Origin of the sequence: Microbacterium sp. KUDC0406 (assembly GCF_021582875.1) — a bacterium.
Classification (GTDB): domain Bacteria; phylum Actinomycetota; class Actinomycetes; order Actinomycetales; family Microbacteriaceae; genus Microbacterium.
In genome coordinates, this window is record NZ_CP091138.1 from 3,244,208 (window position 1) to 3,262,104 (window position 17,897).

A 17,897-nucleotide genomic window follows, 5' to 3' on the forward strand; every position below is an offset into this window, starting at 1 on the left:
GGCGGCATAGGCTGGACCGCATGACTGACGCTCTGCCCTCCGGCCTCGCCCTGTCCGAGTTCAGCTCCGGCATCCGCCCCCAGGACGACCTCTATCGCCACGTCAACGGCGCGTGGCTCGACCGCACCGAGATCCCCGACGACAAGGCGCGCTGGGGGTCGTTCCACCAGCTCGCCGAGCAGGCCGAGAAGGACGTGCGCGCGATCATCGAGGAGTCGCAGGATGCCGCGCCCGGCACCCTCGCCCGCAAGGTCGGCGACCTCTACACGGCGTTCATGGACGAGGCGCGCATCACCGAGAACGGCCTCGCCCCGCTCGAGGCCCCGCTCGCGAAGGTCGACGCGATCGACAGCATCCCGTCGTTCCTGTCCGCGGTCGGCGAGTTCGACCGCGACGGCGTCGCCGCGCTGATCGGCGTCTTCGTCGAGCCCGACCCCGGCAACCCCGAGCGGTATGTGCCGTTCGTGCTGCAGGCCGGCCTGTCGCTGCCCGACGAGAGCTACTACCGCCTGGAGAGCTTCGAGGAGACCCGCGCCGCCTACCGCGCGCACCTCGAGCGGCTGCTCGCCCTCGCGGGCGTCGCGGATGCCGCAGCCACGGCCGATCGCGCCTTCGCCCTCGAGCACGAGATCGCCGCGCACCACTGGGACAACGTCGAGTCCCGCGACGCGGTGAAGACCTACAACCTGAAGACCTGGGACGAGCTGCAGCAGCTCGTCGGCGTCGACCTGTCGCCGTGGCGCGACGGCGTCGCCCCTTCGACGGGCTCAGGGGCCCAGGCTGGAGACGCGTTCGCCGAGGTCGTCGCCTACCAGCCCAGCTTCTTCGAGGGCCTCGGCGCCCTGCTCGTCGAGGAGCGTCTCGACGACTGGAAGGCGTGGCTGCGCGCCAAGGTCGTGCACGGCCTGGCCGCGTACCTCACCGACGACATCGTGCAGGAGAACTTCTCGTTCTACGGCACCGAGCTCTCCGGCGTGCCCACCATCCGCGAGCGCTGGAAGCGCGGCGTGTCGCTGGTCGAAGGCCTGCTCGGCGACGCCGTCGGCAAGATCTACGTCGAGCGGCACTTCCCGCCGGCCGCGAAGGCCGCGATGGACGAACTGGTCGGCAACCTCATCGAGGCCTACCGCCAGAGCATCACCGAGCTCGAGTGGATGAGCCCCGAGACGCGGCGGCGCGCTCTGCAGAAGCTCGACACCTTCCGCCCGAAGATCGGCCACCCGGTGAAGTGGCGCGACTACGATGCCGTCGAGATCGACGCATCCGATCTGATCGGCAGCGTTCGCAGCGCGACCGTGTTCGAGCACGACCGTCAGATCGGCAAGGTCGGTCAGCCGATCGACCGCGACGAGTGGTTCATGTCGCCGCAGACGGTGAACGCCTACTACAACCCGCTCATGAACGAGATCGTGTTCCCGGCGGCCATCCTGCAGTACCCGTTCTTCGACGCCGAGCGCGACGCGGCGGCGAACTACGGCGGCATCGGTGCGGTGATCGGTCACGAGATCGGCCACGGCTTCGACGATCAGGGCAGCCGCTACGACCACGAGGGGCGTCTGGCGGACTGGTGGACCGACGACGACCGAACCGCCTTCGAGGAGCGCACCAAGGCGCTGATCGCGCAGTACGACACCCTCGTCCCGGTCGGCCTGAGCGAGGAGAACAAGGTCAACGGGGCGCTCACCATCGGTGAGAACATCGGTGACCTCGGCGGCCTCGGCATCGCGCTGAAGGCCTACGCCCTGTCGCTCTCCCCGGTCGTTGAGCGAGCGGAGCGAGACGAAACGCCTTCAGCGCCCGTCATCGACGGCTACACCGGCATCCAGCGCCTGCTGCTGAGCTGGGCGCAGGTCTGGCAGCAGAAGAGCCGTGACGCCGAGACCATCCGCCTGCTGACGATCGACCCGCACTCGCCGAACGAGTTCCGATGCAACCAGATCGTCAGCAACATCGGCGCGTTCTACGACGCGTTCGACGTGGCCGAGGGCGACCGTCTGTACCTTCCCGAGGAGCAGCGCGTCACGATCTGGTGACCGTATGGTGACCCCCGTCCGTATGGTCCGCGGACGGGGGTTACGATAGCCGAGGTGCCCGGGGAAGACCTTCTGCGCGCAGGCGCGCGGATGCCACCCCGGCCCCGAAATCCTCCGCAAACCCCCCTACGTGGAAGGAACAGCGTGGGTTCCTCCTCCGCTCCGGCACCCGACCCCGTCGAGGGCTCGTCGGCGACGATGCGCCGCTCGTCGCGCGGCGGCGGCCGCCGTGTGCCCCGACGGGCCGCCGTCGGCCGACGCTCGTTCACCTCGACGCTGCGCGCCCTTGAGGAGCTCGCGGACGCCGGTGCCCAGGTCTCGGTGCACGTGGCCGACCTCGACAGCGCGACGCCGGTGCTGCGCGGTGACGACCATGTCACGATGCCGATCGCGGGACTGGGCGTCGTCCCGCTGCTGATCGAGGTCGCCGCAGGCATCGAGGCCGGCACGATCGACGCACTCGAGATCATCGACCGCGCCGACCTCGAACTGGTGTCGTCGTCGGGACTGTGGCGGCACCTGCGCGCCCCCGCGCTGCCGATCGTCGACCTCGCGGTGCTTGCCGCCACCGTCGGCGACCCGAACGCGGTGAACGCCCTGCTGCAACGGGTCGGACACGAGAGGGTGCGCGCGCGGATCGCCGCACTCGGGATGCCGCGCACCGCACTGCTCGACCGTTTCCGCGACCAGCGTGGACCGGATGATGCGCCGCAGGTCGCCGTGGGCACCACCCAGGAGCTCGCGCTGCTGTTCTCGTCGCTCGTGAACTCCGCCGTCATCGATGCCTCCGTCAGCGCGCAGGTCGCCGAGTGGCTGAACCTCAACTACGACCTCAGCCTGGTCGCGGCATCCACCGGTCTCGACCCGTTCGCCCACGATCAGGATGCGCACGGCCTGCTGTTCATCAACAAGACCGGCCGCGACCGCGGCGTGCGCGTCGAGGCCGGCGTGCTCGGCGGGCCGCGTGCCGGCGTGGTCTACGCCCTGATCGTGTGCTTCGACGACCTCTCGATCAGTCACCGGCTGCGCGCCCACGACGCGTTCCGCACGCTCGGCGTCGAGCTCATGGAGTACACGCACTAGGGTCGGGTCATGGTCAGCGTCGCCCCGAACGATCCGGCCGCGGCCCGCGGCATCTCCCGCCGGACCCAGTCCGACATCTATCGCGCCGGCATCAGCGGCATCCGTCCCGCGGTGCCGACGGATGCCGCCGCACTGGAGGCCGCCGCCGAGGCGGCGCTGAGTGCCGAGGCGTTCGCGTACATCGCCGGTGGTGCCGGATCCGAGCGCACCGTCGCCGCCAACCGGGCCGAGTTCGACCGCTGGCAGATCTGGCCGCATCCGCTGCGCGACGTGTCGGCGCGTGATCTGTCCGTCGAGTTCCTCGGCCGCACCCGGCCAACCCCGCTGGTGCTCGCGCCGCTCGGGGTGATGGAGATGGCGCATCCCGAGGCCGACCTCGCGGTCGCCCGCGCGGCGGCCTCCGCCGGCGTGCCGTACACGGTGAGCAACCAGGCCTCGTGCCCCATGGAGCGCGTCGCGCAGGCCGCGCCGGGCGCCCCGCGCATGTTCCAGCTGTACTGGTCGGCCTCCGATGAGCTGAACGCGTCGCTGCTCGGCCGGGCCGAGGCATCCGGCTGCGAGGCGATCGTCGTGACGCTCGACACGCACCTGCTGGGGTGGCGCACGCGCGATCTCGACCTCGGGTACTTGCCGTTCACGCGCGGGCTCGGCATCGCGCAGTACACGTCCGATCCGGTGTTCCGCGAGCTGGTGGAGGAGCGGGCAGGCGCTTCGACAGGCTCAGCGACCCCGGATGGCCCGGCGGTCAAGGTGACGCCGAAGGCGGTCGCTGCCGGGCTGATGATCGCCCGCAAGGGGGCCGCGCTGACCGGCTCGCAGAGCCTGCGCGAGAATCTGCGGTCGCCGCTGCCGCGCACGGCGATCGAGACCTTCCTCGACGTGTTCTCCACGCCGGCGCTCACCTGGGACGACCTCGCCAAGGCGCGGGAGTGGACCGGCCTGCCGATCATCCTGAAGGGCGTCATGCATCCCGATGACGCGGCCAGGGCGCTGGATGCCGGAGTCGACGGCGTGTGGATCTCGAACCACGGCGGCCGCCAGATCGACCACTCGGTGCCCACTCTCGCGGTGCTGCCGGAGATCGCCGAGCGGGTCGGCGGGCAGGTGCCGGTGGTGTTCGACTCCGGGGTGCGTGGCGGAGCAGATGTCGCGATCGCGCTCGCGCTGGGCGCATCCGTCGTGGCGCTCGGCCGGTCGTACGCCTACGGGCTGGGCATCGCGGGGGAGCAGGGCGTGCGCGAGGTGATCCGCAACGTGCTGGCTGAACTCGACATCACGCTCGGGCTCGCCGGGCTCACGGCGATCGGCCAGCTCGACCGCGACGCCCTACGGGCGGTGTGAATCGGTACCACTGTCCGTGCAAAGTGGTACCGTCAAAGCATGGCCATGAATCTGAGACTGCGACCCGACGAAGAAGTCGCACTGCGCGAGGAGTCCGCGCGTTCGGGCCTGAGCCAGCAGGAGATCCTGCGCCAGGCTCTCGACCAGAGGCTCGGGCTGGGCGCGCACAGCAGGCAGACGAAGTACCCCGACGGCATCATCCCTCCGGAAGAGCCGCCGCGCTATGTCGAGCCGCAACTCACGCTGGCTCCGGGTGAATCGGTTCTCGATCTGATCGATCGGGAAGACCGGTTCTGAATGCTCGTCTACGTCGACACCAGCGCCGCTCTGAAGCGTGTTCTCCCGGAGGACGAGTCGCGTCGGCTTGCGCAGGAGTTCGTCAGCGCGGGAGAGAGGGGACGTCATGATCACCTCCGCACTGACACGGGTTGAAGCCAGTCGCGCACTTCTGCGCAGAAAGGGCGACCTGGCAGCAGGGTTCGACCGTGCTTTCAGAGACGTGCTGCACGGCATGGGACAGTCGCCGATCACGGACCTGATCATCGAGTTCGCCCGGACGGTCGGGCCCGCCGGCATCAGGTCGCTCGACGCGATCCATCTCGCCACCGCGACCGCATTCAGCGTGCATGAATTCTGGACCTACGACGATCGGCTGGCTGAGGCGGTTCGCGGGACAGGCATCCCGGTTCGCATGCCGGGCCGTGATTCGATAGGGGCATGACAGAGCCTTTCGCGCAGCATCCGGCCGACACCGCGTTCCACGCCCGTCTTCCGATCGGTGAGCGGCTCGATGCCACGCCGCTCACCGAGGGGCTGCCGTGGGCGTTCGAGCAGATCACGATGCGCCCGCTCGAGCCGATGCTCGTCCCGGAGGAACCGCGCGGCGGAGAGGTCGACCCCGAGAACTGCTCGTCTTGCAAGCCCAGCGAGCACACGATCTGGCAGGATGACCTCTGGCAGGTGCGCGCCGGGTGGGACATCGGCGGGCTGCCCTTCGTCGGCGCGATCTCTCCCCGTGAGCACTGGCTGCTCGAGGACGCCCCGCACGACGTGCTGGCCGCCTACGGGCCGCTCATGCAGCGGATCTCGCAGGCCGTGAAGACCATCCCGGGCGTCGCCCGGTGCCACTTCGCGCGGTGGAACGACGGATCGGCGCATCTGCACCTCTGGGCGCTCGCCCGACCGGCGGGCATGATGCAGGGTCGTGGCGCCGCGCTCGCGTTCTGGGACGAGATATTGCCCGAGATGTCGCAGCAGATGGGTGCGGAGCACATCCGCATCGTCGCGGAGGCACTCGCGGCGGGCGGCGGCGAGGCGTTCCCGAACCGCTGACCCTCAGCCCGGCAGCACGAACTTCCCGGTGTCGCCGGGATTGACCGCGATCTCCCAGCGGAACCCGTCGGGGTCGGCGAAGTAGCCGGAGTAGCCGCCCCACTCCCGGCGCTGCGCTGGATGCACCCGAGCGCCGAGGCCGGCTGCCTCGGCGAGCACGTCGTCGGCCTCGGCTTCCGTGGCGAGGTTGTGCGAGAGAGTGATCGGCGCGAGGCCGGATGCCGGGGCCTGCCCGATCTCCTCGGTGAAACCCTGCACGCTCCACAGCGACAGGATGACCCGGTCGGCGACCGGAAGCATCAGCACGTCGTCGGCCTCGAAGATCGGCTTCCAGCCCAGCCGTCCACGTAGAACGCCCGGGAGCGCGCGACATCGGCGACGGCCAGGGTGATGAAGCTGACACGCTGGTCCATGTCAGCGCACCCCCTTCATGAGCGCCAGCACCGGCTTGACGCACAGCAGCAGGGCCACGCCGATGACGATCGCGATACCGCCGAGGATGGTGAAGTACGGCACCTCGTCGGTCGGGTCGTAGAACTGCGCGAGCCAGCCGGCGATCGCCGTGCCGAGAGCGACCGACAGGAAGTACAGCGCCACCATCTGGGTGTGGAACTGCGCCGGCGCGAGCTTCGTGGTCACCGAGAGGCCGGGCGGCGAGATGAACAGCTCGGCGACCGTGAACACCAGCAGGATGAGCACGATCGCCAGCAGCGGCGTCGAATGCGCCGGTCCGTTCGCCCAGGGGAGGAACAGCAGGAACGCGGCGCCCATGACCATCGCGCCGAGCGCGAACTTGACCGGCGCCGACGGCGCCCTGCTGCCGAGTTTCGTCCAGATGGCGGCGAAAACCCCGGAGAGGATGATCACGAAGATCGGGTTGATCGAGTTCACCCACGACACCGGCATCTCGAAGCCGAGGATGTTGCGGTCCAGACGCTGGTCGGAGTAGATCGTCAGCACCGTGAACTGCTGCTGGTACAGCGACCAGAAGCCCACGTTCACGACGAACAGCGGGATGAAGGAGATGACGCGGGACCGGGCATCCGGCTCGATCTGCCGCGACGAGATGATGACGATGAAGTAGGCGACGGCCGCCACGAGCGTCACCAGGATCACGACGCCGGCGAGGTTGTCGGCGCGGATCACTCCGGTGAGCACGAGAGCCGCGACGACGATGAGTCCGGCGACGCCGATGCCGATCACGAGCAGGCGCCGGTCGGCGGCAAGCGGGTTGGCGACGACCCGGGCGGAGTCGGGCAGCTGCCGGCGACCGATCGAGTACTGCAGGAGCCCGAGTGCCATGCCCACGGCGGCGGCGCCGAAGCCCCAGTGGAACCCGATGCTGCTCTGCAGGGCGCCGGTGATGATCGGTCCGAGGAACGCGCCGAGGTTGATGCCCAGGTAGAACAGCGAGAAGCCCGCGTCGCGGCGCACGTCGGTGGGCGAGTACAGCGTGCCGACGACAGCGGTGGCGTTGGCCTTCAAGCCGCCCGATCCGACGGCGACCAGCACCAGCCCGACGCCGAGGCCCCACAGGTTGGGCAGCAGTGCCAGCGCGATGTGCCCGGCCATGATCACCCAGGCGCTGTAGAACAGCACCCGCTCGGATCCGAGCAGGCGGTCCGCCACCCAGGCGCCGAGGATCGTCGACAGGTACACCGTGCCGCCATAGGCGCCCACGATGCCGGTCGCGACGCCCTGATCGATGCCGAGACCGCCCCGTGCGACCGAGTAGTACATGTAGATGAGCAGGATGCCCTGCATGCCGTAGAAGCTGAACCGCTCCCACATCTCCACGCCGAAGATGTGCGTGAGTGCCCACGGCTGCCCGAAGAAGCGGGTGTCGTGGTCTGCGTGTGCCTGTTCCCCCCGGACTGTGCTCATACCGAGAAGGTAGACCCCGTCAGCGCAGTACCGCCACGGCTTCCGCCCGCGTCTTCACGCCGAGCTTCGCGAAGAGCGCGTTGATATGCGACTTCACCGTCGTCGGGGAGATGTACAGCCGCTGCGCGATCTCGCCGTTGGTGGCATCCGCTGCCACCAGCATGGCGACCTCGGCCTCGCGCCGGGTGAGTTCGGGGAAACGCGTGCGCAGTGCGGCGAGCGGATCGGCGGGCCCGCTGCTCAGCCGCTCGATCAGCCGTCTTCCGACGGAGTCTCCGAGCACCTGCTGTCCGTCTGCCAGCGCACGGATGGCCGAGGCGAGCTGTGCGCGCCCGGCATCCTTCGTGAGGTACCCGCGCGCACCCGCCTGCAGCGCGAGGGTGATCGACTCGTCGTCGTCGAAGGTGGTGAGCACCAGCACGCGTGTCGCGGGAAATTCCGCCGCGATGCGCGCGGTCGCCGAGATGCCGTCGGTCCCCGGCATCCGCAGGTCCATCAGCACGACGTCGGGACGGTGCATGCCGACGGCCCGTACCGCCTGCTCGCCGTCGGCCGCCTCGGCCACGACCTCGAAGTCGTCGATCAGGCCGAGGACCGTGACCAGTCCGTCGCGCACGATGTCCTGGTCGTCGGCGACGACGACGCGGATGCCGGTCATGAGACCTTCGCCTCGGCGCGCAGCCGGAACGCGCCGGCGCTGTCCGAGATGCGCACCTCGCCGCCCGGCAGCGCGGAGAAGCGCTCTCTGATGCCGTCCAGGCCGCGGTGCGAACCGCTCCCGGCGAGAGCGGAGTGGGGGCCGGCGAGATCGTTCGCGACGTCGAGCACCAGCATCCCGCCGTCGGGGCCGAGACGCAGCCGCACGGATGCTGCCGGCGCGTGCTTGCGCGCATTCGTGAGCGATTCGCGGGCGGCCTCGCCGAACGCCTGCACCAGCGCCGGCGTCGCCGTGCCGTGCAGGTCGGCGATGTCGGCGGCGACGGATGCTCCGAGCCGCTGCTCGGTCGCCACCAGATGCCGCACCTGATCGGCGAGGTCCGCGAGGTCCAGTGCCCTGGTGCCGTCGAGCACGCCCACGGCGATGCGTGCGTCGCGCAGCCCGTCGGCGGCGAGCTCACGGGCGGAGTGCGCACGGGCGGCCGCCTGATCGACGCGACCGGCCTCGGCCAGCGCCTCGACGGCGTCGAGCTGCACGACCAGGCCGCCCAGCGTGTGCGCCAGCACGTCGTGCAGGTCGCGGGCGATCCGGGCCCGCTCGTCGCGCACGGCCGAGGCAGCGAGAGCGCGGTTCGCCTCGACCAGCTCCTGCGCGGTCCGTCGCTCACGATCGGTGGCCAGCCGGGTCTGCCGTCGGGCCAGCCCGATCAGCACGCCCGCCGCGACGCCGGCGATCGACACCAGCACCTGCAGCACGGGCGGCGCGGTCAGCGCGCAGATCGCGATGGTCAGCAGACCGGATGCGGTGAACACGAAGCCCAGGCTCAGCGGCACCGCCGTGGAGCCGAGCACGGTCACGATCCCGACGACGAGCACCGCCGAGGCGATGCTGGCGGTCGCCGCGGAGGTCACGCCGCCGGCGACGATCATCACGGCGAGCAGCACCAGTCGCGGCCAGAGCGGGGTGGCCGGCGGCAGCGCGGTCAGCGCGAGCCAGGCCGCGAGAGCGGCGATGCCGACGACGATCGCCCAGGGAGCGGCGGATGCGGCATCCGCCGACAGCGCGTATGCGGTGAATGCGATCCCGACGAGCGAGATCAGACGCCCGGCTCCGCGCGGACCGGGAAGGCGAGGGGATGCCTGGAGCTCGGGCTCTGCGGCATCGGGATCTGCGGGCTCGGGCACCGCCGGGCTCGGGCACCGCGGCATCCCTCGCCTCAGAGCCCGCGCGCATCATCCGCCCATCATGCCGCATGGTTGATGCTTCTCCTGCTCCGGTCTCACTCGTTGCGGGTGTAAGGCCCTCGATACCCGCAACGAGTGAGACCGGAGCGAGGGGGAGGCCACGCCTGGGTGTGGTTGAGGAGGCCAAGCGGGCCGAGGCGGTCGAGGTGCCGTGCCGCATCAGCGGCTCAGCACTGCGGCATCCGTCCGCTGAGCGGCGAAAGACCGGGCGCGGACCAGCATCACCGCGGATCGTGTCAGTCGGTTCACGCCGAGCAGGATCAGGATCGTGCCCGGCGCCTGCAGCCCCACGACGCCCACCGCGGCGAAAGCCGCGCCGAGACCGATGCGCACGGCGATCAGTCCCAGCCAGATCAGCAGGCCGCCGATGCCGTTGCGGGCCTCGAGCCGCCCGCCGTCCTCCGCCGGGCGGAGGTGCGCCATCAGTCCGATCACGGCGCCGACCGCCGCGCCGAGCAACAGCTCGATCGCGACCGCGCCGACCCACGGAGCCGTCACCGGGATGCCGCCGCTCGCCGCCGTCATCGCGGCGCCCACGAGCATCACGATCAGCGGCGTGCGCAGCGCGCGGCCGGCGATGAGCGGCCGCCAGGTGGTCTGCCGAATGCTCAGCCAGACGATCACGATGAGCGAGATGAGGGCGGTGGCGAGGGTGCTGATGTCCATGTCTCCACTCTTCGCGGGAGCGTCGCGGAAGGCGACGTGCCGAGGGTGGAGAACGGGTGGAGGACGGGTGGAAGAGGCGCGGATAGGATTGAGGATGCCCGTGATCACGAGCATCCTCCCGCAGCATCCGACCATTGGAGCCACCGTGGCCGAACAGTCCCGTCTTGACAAGGTCATCGCCCTCGCCCGCCACCGCGGGTTCGTGTTCCAAGCGGGTGAGATCTACGGCGGTTCCCGTTCGGCATGGGACTACGGCCCCCTCGGAACCGAGCTGAAGGAGAACATCCGCCGGCAGTGGTGGCAGACGTTCGTGCGCGGTCGGGGCGACATGGTCGGCCTCGACTCGTCGATCATCCTGCCCAAGCGCGTGTGGGAGGCGTCCGGGCACGTCGCGACGTTCACCGACCCGCTGGTCGAGTGCCTGAACTGTCACAAGCGCTTCCGCGCCGACAACCTCATCGAGGACTTCGAGGCGCGCAAGGGCCGCAAGGCCGAGAACGGTCTCGCCGACGTGCCCTGCCCGAACTGCGGCAACAAGGGCCAGTACACCGAGCCGAAGGCGTTCTCCGGACTGGTGAAGAGCTACCTCGGCGTCGTGGACGACGAGTCCGGCCTGTACTTCCTGCGTCCCGAGACCGCGCAGGGCATCTTCGTCAACTTCTCGAACGTGCTGACCGCCAGCCGCAAGAAGCCGCCGTTCGGCATCGGCCAGGTCGGCAAGGCGTTCCGCAACGAGATCACGCCCGGAAACTTCATCTTCCGCACCCGCGAGTTCGAGCAGATGGAGATCGAGTACTTCGTGCCGCCGGCCGAGGCGCAGGAGTGGTTCGAGCACTGGGTCGAGGCCTGCTGGAACTGGTTCATCGATCTGGGCATCAACCCCGAGAACATCCGCCAGTTCGACGTCCCCGAGGACGACCGCGCGCACTACTCCGCCGGCACCATCGACGTCGAGTACCGCTTCGGGTTCGCCGGCAAGGAGTGGGGCGAGCTCATGGGCGTCGCCAACCGCACCGACTACGATCTGTCGTCGCACACCGCGGCATCCGGCACGTCGCTGACCTACTTCGACCAGGCATCCGGCGAGCGGTACACGCCGTACGTGATCGAGCCGTCGTTCGGCCTGACCCGCGCGATGATGGCGTTCCTCGTCGACGCGTACGTCGAAGAGGAGGTGCCGAACGCGAAGGGCGGCACCGACACCCGCACCGTGCTGAAGCTCGACCCGCGCCTCGCGCCGGTCAAGGTCGCCGTGCTGCCGCTGTCGCGCAACGAGCGTCTGTCGCCGCTGGCCCGCTCGGTCGCCGACGGTCTGCGCGGCCAGTGGACCGTCGACTTCGACGACGCCGGCGCGATCGGCCGCCGCTACCGCCGCCAGGACGAGGTCGGAACCCCGTTCTGCGTCACAGTCGACTTCGACTCGCTCGACGACGACGCCGTGACCGTGCGCGATCGCGACACGATGGCCCAGGAGCGCGTCCCGCTCGAGAACCTGAACGCCTACCTCGCGGAGCGCCTGCGCGGCGCCTGACGTCCGACCCTTGAGCGAGGGAGCGAAGCGACTGAGCCGAAACGCTCTCAGTGCTGCTGGAGCGTTTCGTCTCTGCGTTTCGTCTTCGCTCCTTCGTCGCTCCGCTCAACGACCACGTTCCTCGCTCGCTCAAGACCGGTGAAGGTCAGCGGGCGAGCGGGGTCTCTGCGTCGAGCGCGGCCAGCTTGTGCGGGTTCGCCACTGAGAACACCTGCGAGATGCGGCCGTCCTCGACCGTGAAGCTCACCGCGGCCTGCAGCCGGACGCCGACCCGGATGCCGGCGGCGCTCGAAGTGTGACATCCGGCCGGGACGCCGGGGTTCGGGGCGCATCCTCGGGTTCGGGGCGGTTCCTCGCCGCCCCGAACGCGAGAATCCGCCCCGAACGGCCGGGGCACCGGCGGATGCCGGAGGCCCCGCCCGCATGGGACGATGGAGCACGTGGAGACGACGACTTTCGCCGCGACCGACGGCTTCCCGCATCCGGCGCTGATCGGGGTCACGGACTCCGATGAGACCCTGGCAGTGCAGGGCGATCCGCAGACGGTCATGCCGCTGGCATCCGTGACCAAGCTGCTCACCGCGTGGGGCGCATTCGTCGCGATCGAGCGCGGACTGATCGACCTGGACGAGCATGCCGGACCCGAGGGCGCGACGGTGCTGAACCTGCTCGATCACACCAGCGGCCTGCCGATGGAGGGGGATGAGCCGCAGAGGCCTCCGGGCGAGCGGCGCATCTATTCGAACGCCGGCATCGACGCGCTCGCCGCACACGTCACGGATGCCGACGGGTCTGCCCTTCGCCGACTGGATGCTGCGCGAGGTCACGCTTCCGCTTGGCATGGAGCACACCGACGTCAGCGGCCGGCCTTCGGCCGGCGCCCGCTCCTCGATCAACGACCTGCTGATCTTCGGGCGCGAGGTGCTGCGCCCGACGCTGATCCCCGCTGCGCTGCGCGACCTGGCACTCACGGTGTCGCACCAGGGCCTGCGCGGTGTCGTGCCCGGTTACGGCGGGTTCGCGGACTGCCAGTGGGGCCTCGGATTCGAGCTCAAGGGCGTCAAGAGTCCGCACTGGCTGGCCGACTCGTTCCCCCGGAGACGGCGGGGCACTTCGGCGCGCTGGGCAGCTTCCTGTTCATCGACCGCTCCCGTGGCCTCGCAGCCGCCTTCCTCTCCGGCGTTCCGTTCGACGACGAGCACAAGCGCATCTGGCCGCCGCTCACCGAGGAGATCGCCACGCGTTACGGCCGTTGAGTCGCCGGCGGCTAGGGTGTGGGCATGGTCGACGTCGATGCGAGCGGAGCGATCGCCGTGCAACGCCGGCGCACCTGGATGGCGGGCGGAGTGCTGCTGCTGACATCTGTGCTCACGATGGCGGTGAACAACATGCCCGGCGCGTGGTTGGGCGCCCTGCCCGGGCTGCTGTTCGACGCCGCTCTGGTGATCCTCGCGATCGGCCTCGGTCGCGGCGGCAGCGTGACCGCCCGGCGCCCCATGGGCACGGGCGCACTGATCGCCTTCGCGGTCTGGGATCTCGTCTGGCCCTGGGTGAAGGGGCTGGTCCCGTACCCGGCCACCCCCGATGACGACTACTTCGCCACGATGCAGCTGCTGGGCATCACCGGTCAGGTCGTCAGCCTCATCCTCGCGGCCGTCGCTGTGACCCAGATCGGCCGTCTTCGCGTCGTGCCCCGGCCATGGAACTGGGCGCCGCTGTGGGCGTTCGCCGCGGTGGTCCTCTGCCAGGTGCTGCAGAGCGTCCTCGTCGTGGCGTCGCCGACCGCCGGACAGGACGTGCTGATCGCGATCAGCGGATTCTTCGTGCTCATCGATGTGCTCGCGACAGCCTTCCTGGGTGTGCTCGCGATCGTTCTGGCGACGCGGCGCGACCCGGCATCCGTCGTCGTGTACTGACGCCGTGATGCCGGCGCCCCTCTTGACCTTCGTCGGTCAAGAGGGGCGTGTGATGCTGCGTCGTGGCGTCGATCAGAAGTCTTCGCCCTCGGCCTGCGATGGATGCTTGTCGAACCAGTACGGACGGCCGAAGTGCTGGTGGGCGTCGAGGTCGAAGAGTTCGGTGCTGTCGTCGCGGTCCATGAGGATCTCCCTGGGGATGATGGTGGCGTGAATCCAGTCTCCGACGCGATCAAGCGCTCTTTCGTGCAGATGGTGGCGAAAGAACAGAAGTTCCTTCGCTTCGGGTAAGGAGTGGCTCACTCCTCGAATGTGGCGACGATGCCCGACATCACGATCCCGAGCTGTCGCTCGAACGCGTCGTCGTCGGAGGCACGGAGATGTCCGGCTGCGCGGACGAGCGGAGCTCCGTCGCCGACGGCGGCATCCCGTGCGGCGAGGGCGTAGCGGTCGGGGTCGGCCTCGGCGGACTGGCTCCGCTCCTGCTCCTCGATCACGAACCCGACGACGAAAGCGGTGACGATCTCGGCGGAGGTGATCAGGTCGGCGACGGACGTCCCCGCCGCGGTCCAGCGCCGCAGCCACGGCTCCTGTGCACGGAGCACCTCGGGGTCGGTCAGCCGCGTGCCGCTGAAAGTGCGTGCCCCGTCTCGGTGCAGAAGATACTCACGGCGCAGTGCTGCGGCGTAGTCGGCCAGCGCGCCTGTCCAGCTCTCCGCGGCGTCGAGCGTCAGGCTCTGCTGCACCCGCCGATGGATCTCGGTGCCCATCTCGTCGAGCAGCTCCTGCTTGCCGCGCACGTGCCAGTAGAGCGCGGGAGCCTTGACATCGAGCCGCTGAGCGACGGCGCGCACCGTGACGGCGTCCGCTCCGCGCTCGTCCAGGACGTCGAGGGCTGCCTGAATGATCCGCTCGCGTGTGATTCCCTTCGCCATGGTTGACAGTTTAACAAAGTTAAGGGATGCTGGAGGATATATTTAACTTAGTTAAGGAGTGCATTCATGCGTGCAGCAGTTCTCACCTCGCCGGATGGCGGGCCGACGTGCGCCGACTTCCGAGAGCCCGAGCCGATCGGCGACCGGCCGTTGCTCGACCTGGTCGCAGCCGGGATGCATCAGGTCGTGCGCTCGATCGCGTCCGGACGCCACTACGGCAGCACGGACTCCTATCCGCTCGTGCTCGGGGTCGATGCGGTAGCGGAGCGACCGGACGGAACCAGGGTGTACACCGGGTTCACCCGCAGCCCGTGGGGCACGATGGCCGAGCGGCTTGCGACGCCGTTCGAGATCCCGCTGCCGGACGGCGCAGATCCCCTCGCGATCGCCGCAGGTATGAACCCCGCGATGTCCGGCTTCATGCCGCTCGTCGCGCATCTGGAGCAGCACGGCGCTCTGGGCACCGTGGTTGTTCTCGGTGCCACCGGAATCGCGGGCCGCGCGGCCGTGCAGGCAGCCGAGGTGCTGGGTGCCGAGTGCGTGATCGCTGCCGGACGCGATCATGAGATGCTCGAGGAACTGGCGAGCCTCGGTGCCGAGCCGGTGGCGCTCACCGCGTCGGCGGAGCCGCTTGCCGGAGCGCTGCAGCGGGGAGCGCCGTCGCTCGTGCTCGACTACGTCTGGGGGCCGGTCGCTGAGAGCGCCTTCGCCGCGCTCGGGCGCCGCGGCCTGCAGGATGACGACGCGGACATCTCCTACGTGCAGATCGGCGCAGTGGCCGGTGCGGATGCGCGCGTTCCGGCGAGCCTGCTGCGCAGCAGGAAGATCGCCCTCCGCGGGAGCGGTGCCGGGTCGATGTCGACCGAGCGGCTCATGGCTCAACTGCCGGTCCTGATGGGCCATCTCGCTGACGGCGCGATCGACGTGCGCTACACCGCGTATCCGCTCGAGCGGATCGCCGAGGCCTGGGCGCACGGCGGCCGCAGTCGCGCCGTCGTCACGCCCTGAGAGCACGGATGCCGGAAGACGTCGCCCATTGTGGGTGACGTCTCTTCTGTCACCGGAGCTAAAGCGATATAGTCCCTGCAGTTGCTCAACGAAGAGGGGATCTCCCATGCAGAACAATCCCAGAATCGAAGGCCCGACCTTCAGCCGCCGCACGCTGATCCGCGTCGCAGGACTGTCGGCGCTCGGGGCAGCGGTCGCCGGGCCGATGCTGTCGAACGGAGCCGCTTTCGCCGCCGACGCGGAACCGGCCGCACTGCCTGTCCCAGGTATGGGTGGTATCCCGGACGGCCCGTCCACCTGGGGCTGGAACGCGCCGGAGCTTCTGGACTTCGACCCGGCGACGTCGCCCTGGGCACGCCATCTGCGCTGCCTCATCCCACGGGCGGCGCGAATCGAACCCTTCGCCCCGACGCAGGCGCACCCCGACCTCAGCCCGGCCACGCAGCTGAGCACGCTGACCTTCGACGATGCCGGCAGCCTCTATCGCGCACGCAATCAGGCGATCGGCATCGAGCCGTACGTGTACACCCAGCGGTACTGGCCGTACATCGATGTGTGGGGTCCGTGGCACGGGCAGTTCATCCCGTCGATCACGGAGGACGTCGTCGCCAGCGGACGCACGGGCTTCGGCGGCGTGATGGACATCCCCAACCCGGGCTGGGTCGAGGCGGCGCACAAGAACGGCGCACGAGCGATCGGCGGCTGGTTCTGGCCTCGCGGCACCGCGAACTTCAACGACTTCCTCGTCCAGCGGGAGGACGGCTCATTCCCTGTCGCCGACAAGATGATCGAGATCAAGCAGTACTTCGGGTTCGACGGCTTCTTCATCAACCAGGAGGCGACGATCACCAAGGCGCAGGTGGACAAGCTCTTCGCCATGTTCCGGTACATCAAGGCGAAGGACTCCGACTTCTACCTGCAGTATTACGACGCCGTCATCTGGAACACCGGTCGGCTCGCCTACCAGAACAAGCTCAACGCCACGAACGTCGGCGCGCTCGGCTCCCCGGGGGACCGCGTGATCGACTCGATCTTCGTGAACTACGGCTGGCCGACCGCCGACAAGGGAGCGGTCACCGGCATCGCCACCGCCAAGGCGGCAGGCTTCGCACCCACCGAGGTCGCGTTCTACGCGCTCGAGATGCAGAAGGGCGGGTTCAATCCGACTGAGGACTTCGGAACCCTTGCCGGCCCCGGCAAGGACCCATCCGTGTCCGTTGCGCTGTTCGTTGAAGACAACTATTGGGGGGATGCCGCGACGGCCGGAAAGGTGCACAGTGTCGAAGGCCGGCGCACCTACCGCGACTACGAACGCAAGATGTGGTCCGGCCCGAAAGGCAACCCGGCGGAGTCGGGCCGGCTCGAGCAGCGGCCGGGCGGTGGTCGCGTTGACACCATGAATTACCGCTACTGGGACGGCATCGCACACTGGATCGTCGAGCGTTCGTCGTACAGTTCCCTCCCGATCGACTACAACGTCAACATCGGCGTCGGGTCGGAGTTTCGTCTGGGCGGTGAGCTGGTGAGCGACCGCGGCTGGGACAACCAGGGCATCGCTGACCGCACTCTTACCTGGCAGTACTGGACCGAGGGTGACCTGAAGGTCGACATCGACGAGACGGACGCGTGGGAGGGTGGCCACAGCCTCACGGTCTCGGGGTCGGGCATCCTGCACTGCTTCAAGACCGACCTCGCGATCCGCCGGGCCGCGCGGGCGCGGGTGCGCGTGAAGGGGGACGTGCGGGTCGAAGTCGGACTGACCCTGCGCAGCGACCCGGACCGTATCCTGTGGCGCCGGATGAAGCGCGCAGGCGTCGCCGGTGGCTGGGCGACTCTGGATGCCACCCTGCCTGCGCTGCCCGGCGCGCGCGTCGCGCGGATATCGCTGCGCGTCAGCGGGTCTGGTCGCATCGGCGGCATCCAGATCGCCGAGCGCGCCACGACCGACCGGCGTCCGTCCGCCGTCACCGGCCTCACGGCATCGGACGAGGGTCTCACGAAGAACGAGAAGGTGCTCCGCAACGTCTCGTTCACGTGGAACCTCGAGAAGACGGCGGCCTCATACGACGTGCTACAGGTGACGGACGCAGGTGATCGCTGGCTCGGACGGGTGCAGCGCGATGCGTTCTACGCGTTGAGCATCGACCTCGGCCAAGGCAGCACGTTCAAGGTCGTGTCGATCGACGCGATCGGCAATCGCAGCGCTGCGACGTCCGTGCGGGTCGTGGACTGACCTCCACCTCGTGGGAGCAGGGCCGAAGCACGG

General features: G+C 69.3%; 18 protein-coding genes. 11 read left to right on the forward strand and 7 right to left on the reverse strand.

Going from position 1 to position 17,897, the window contains the following annotated elements:
• Positions 1–20: 20 nt before the first annotated feature.
• The 6 genes from L2X99_RS15990 (at position 21) to L2X99_RS16015 (ending at position 5,789) form a co-directional block, all read left to right on the forward strand.
• Positions 21–2,033: a M13 family metallopeptidase gene (locus L2X99_RS15990; protein ID WP_236125891.1), complete on the forward strand. Its 2,013-nt coding sequence runs from the start codon at positions 21–23 to the stop codon at positions 2,031–2,033.
• A gap of 144 nt (positions 2,034–2,177) precedes the next feature.
• Positions 2,178–3,116, forward strand: a complete 939-nt coding sequence (locus L2X99_RS15995) for a serine hydrolase (RefSeq protein WP_442923461.1) — start codon at positions 2,178–2,180, stop codon at positions 3,114–3,116.
• Between the two features lie 9 nt (positions 3,117–3,125).
• Positions 3,126–4,457, forward strand: coding sequence for an alpha-hydroxy-acid oxidizing protein (locus L2X99_RS16000; protein WP_236135385.1), 1,332 nt, complete (start codon positions 3,126–3,128; stop codon positions 4,455–4,457).
• 39 nt (positions 4,458–4,496) lie between these two features.
• Complete coding sequence (locus L2X99_RS16005; protein WP_236125889.1) at positions 4,497–4,754, forward strand: hypothetical protein; 258 nt, start codon at positions 4,497–4,499, stop codon at positions 4,752–4,754.
• A 37-nt stretch (positions 4,755–4,791) separates the two neighbouring features.
• Positions 4,792–5,178: a type II toxin-antitoxin system VapC family toxin gene (locus L2X99_RS16010; RefSeq protein ID WP_268928531.1), complete on the forward strand. Its 387-nt coding sequence runs from the start codon at positions 4,792–4,794 to the stop codon at positions 5,176–5,178.
• On the forward strand, positions 5,175–5,789 hold the full coding sequence (locus L2X99_RS16015) for a hypothetical protein (protein ID WP_236125887.1): 615 nt from the start codon (positions 5,175–5,177) through the stop codon (positions 5,787–5,789). Before L2X99_RS16010 ends, L2X99_RS16015 begins: the two co-directional genes overlap by 4 nt.
• 3 nt (positions 5,790–5,792) lie before the next feature.
• Here L2X99_RS16015 and L2X99_RS16020 read toward each other — a convergent pair whose 3' ends face one another.
• The 5 genes from L2X99_RS16020 to L2X99_RS16040 form a co-directional block, all read right to left on the reverse strand.
• On the reverse strand, positions 5,793–6,089 hold the full coding sequence (locus L2X99_RS16020) for a VOC family protein (RefSeq protein ID WP_329608191.1): 297 nt from the start codon (positions 6,087–6,089) through the stop codon (positions 5,793–5,795).
• 114 nt (positions 6,090–6,203) lie between these two features.
• Positions 6,204–7,673, reverse strand: a complete 1,470-nt coding sequence (locus tag L2X99_RS16025; protein WP_236135386.1) for a peptide MFS transporter — start codon at positions 7,671–7,673, stop codon at positions 6,204–6,206.
• Between the two features lie 19 nt (positions 7,674–7,692).
• Positions 7,693–8,331 carry a response regulator transcription factor gene (locus L2X99_RS16030; RefSeq protein WP_236125886.1) on the reverse strand — a complete coding sequence of 213 codons (639 nt, stop codon included), beginning with the start codon at positions 8,329–8,331 and terminating at the stop codon, positions 7,693–7,695.
• Complete coding sequence (locus tag L2X99_RS16035) at positions 8,328–9,515, reverse strand: sensor histidine kinase (RefSeq protein WP_236135387.1); 1,188 nt, start codon at positions 9,513–9,515, stop codon at positions 8,328–8,330. Before L2X99_RS16035 ends, L2X99_RS16030 begins: the two co-directional genes overlap by 4 nt.
• Positions 9,516–9,734: 219 nt before the next feature.
• Entirely contained in the window at positions 9,735–10,241 is a 507-nt protein-coding gene (locus L2X99_RS16040) for a hypothetical protein (RefSeq protein ID WP_236125884.1), read from the reverse strand.
• Between the two features lie 145 nt (positions 10,242–10,386).
• Here L2X99_RS16040 and L2X99_RS16045 point away from each other — a divergent pair, with 145 nt between their 5' ends.
• The 3 genes from L2X99_RS16045 (at position 10,387) to L2X99_RS16055 (ending at position 13,688) form a co-directional block, all read left to right on the forward strand.
• Complete coding sequence (locus tag L2X99_RS16045) at positions 10,387–11,772, forward strand: glycine--tRNA ligase (protein ID WP_236126797.1); 1,386 nt, start codon at positions 10,387–10,389, stop codon at positions 11,770–11,772.
• 440 nt (positions 11,773–12,212) lie between these two features.
• On the forward strand, positions 12,213–13,028 hold the full coding sequence (locus L2X99_RS16050; RefSeq protein WP_236135388.1) for a serine hydrolase domain-containing protein: 816 nt from the start codon (positions 12,213–12,215) through the stop codon (positions 13,026–13,028).
• A 24-nt stretch (positions 13,029–13,052) separates the two neighbouring features.
• Positions 13,053–13,688 carry a hypothetical protein gene (locus tag L2X99_RS16055; RefSeq protein WP_236125881.1) on the forward strand — a complete coding sequence of 212 codons (636 nt, stop codon included), beginning with the start codon at positions 13,053–13,055 and terminating at the stop codon, positions 13,686–13,688.
• A gap of 72 nt (positions 13,689–13,760) precedes the next feature.
• On the opposite strand, the gene L2X99_RS16060 is transcribed toward L2X99_RS16055, so the two are convergent.
• Both L2X99_RS16060 and L2X99_RS16065 read right to left on the reverse strand, forming a co-directional pair.
• A complete protein-coding gene (locus L2X99_RS16060; RefSeq protein ID WP_236125880.1) occupies positions 13,761–13,991 on the reverse strand; it encodes a hypothetical protein in 231 nt (76 codons plus the stop codon).
• Positions 13,988–14,623 carry a TetR/AcrR family transcriptional regulator C-terminal domain-containing protein gene (locus L2X99_RS16065; protein WP_236125879.1) on the reverse strand — a complete coding sequence of 212 codons (636 nt, stop codon included), beginning with the start codon at positions 14,621–14,623 and terminating at the stop codon, positions 13,988–13,990. Before L2X99_RS16065 ends, L2X99_RS16060 begins: the two co-directional genes overlap by 4 nt.
• Positions 14,624–14,689: 66 nt before the next feature.
• On the opposite strand from L2X99_RS16065, the gene L2X99_RS16070 reads away from it, so the two are divergent.
• Positions 14,690–15,631 carry a quinone oxidoreductase family protein gene (locus L2X99_RS16070; protein WP_236125878.1) on the forward strand — a complete coding sequence of 314 codons (942 nt, stop codon included), beginning with the start codon at positions 14,690–14,692 and terminating at the stop codon, positions 15,629–15,631.
• Positions 15,632–15,737: 106 nt separating this feature from the next.
• Positions 15,738–17,864, forward strand: a complete 2,127-nt coding sequence (locus tag L2X99_RS16075; RefSeq protein ID WP_236125877.1) for an endo-beta-N-acetylglucosaminidase — start codon at positions 15,738–15,740, stop codon at positions 17,862–17,864.
• Positions 17,865–17,897 lie beyond the last annotated feature (33 nt).

Excerpts from the sequence above, each read along its gene's own strand:
- L2X99_RS15990 (WP_236125891.1), top strand. The coding sequence starts at position 21 with ATGACTGACGCTCTGCCCTCCGGCCTCGCCCTGTCCGAGTTCAGCTCC.
- L2X99_RS16000 (WP_236135385.1), top strand. The coding sequence starts at position 3,126 with ATGGTCAGCGTCGCCCCGAACGATCCGGCCGCGGCCCGCGGCATCTCC.
- L2X99_RS16005 (WP_236125889.1), top strand. The coding sequence starts at position 4,497 with ATGGCCATGAATCTGAGACTGCGACCCGACGAAGAAGTCGCACTGCGC.
- L2X99_RS16015 (WP_236125887.1), top strand. The coding sequence starts at position 5,175 with ATGACAGAGCCTTTCGCGCAGCATCCGGCCGACACCGCGTTCCACGCC.
- L2X99_RS16020 (WP_329608191.1), bottom strand. The coding sequence starts at position 6,089 with ATGCTTCCGGTCGCCGACCGGGTCATCCTGTCGCTGTGGAGCGTGCAG.
- L2X99_RS16025 (WP_236135386.1), bottom strand. The coding sequence starts at position 7,673 with ATGAGCACAGTCCGGGGGGAACAGGCACACGCAGACCACGACACCCGC.
- L2X99_RS16030 (WP_236125886.1), bottom strand. The coding sequence starts at position 8,331 with ATGACCGGCATCCGCGTCGTCGTCGCCGACGACCAGGACATCGTGCGC.
- L2X99_RS16040 (WP_236125884.1), bottom strand. The coding sequence starts at position 10,241 with ATGGACATCAGCACCCTCGCCACCGCCCTCATCTCGCTCATCGTGATC.
- L2X99_RS16055 (WP_236125881.1), top strand. The coding sequence starts at position 13,053 with ATGGTCGACGTCGATGCGAGCGGAGCGATCGCCGTGCAACGCCGGCGC.
- L2X99_RS16065 (WP_236125879.1), bottom strand. The coding sequence starts at position 14,623 with ATGGCGAAGGGAATCACACGCGAGCGGATCATTCAGGCAGCCCTCGAC.
- L2X99_RS16070 (WP_236125878.1), top strand. The coding sequence starts at position 14,690 with ATGCGTGCAGCAGTTCTCACCTCGCCGGATGGCGGGCCGACGTGCGCC.
- L2X99_RS16075 (WP_236125877.1), top strand. The coding sequence starts at position 15,738 with ATGCAGAACAATCCCAGAATCGAAGGCCCGACCTTCAGCCGCCGCACG.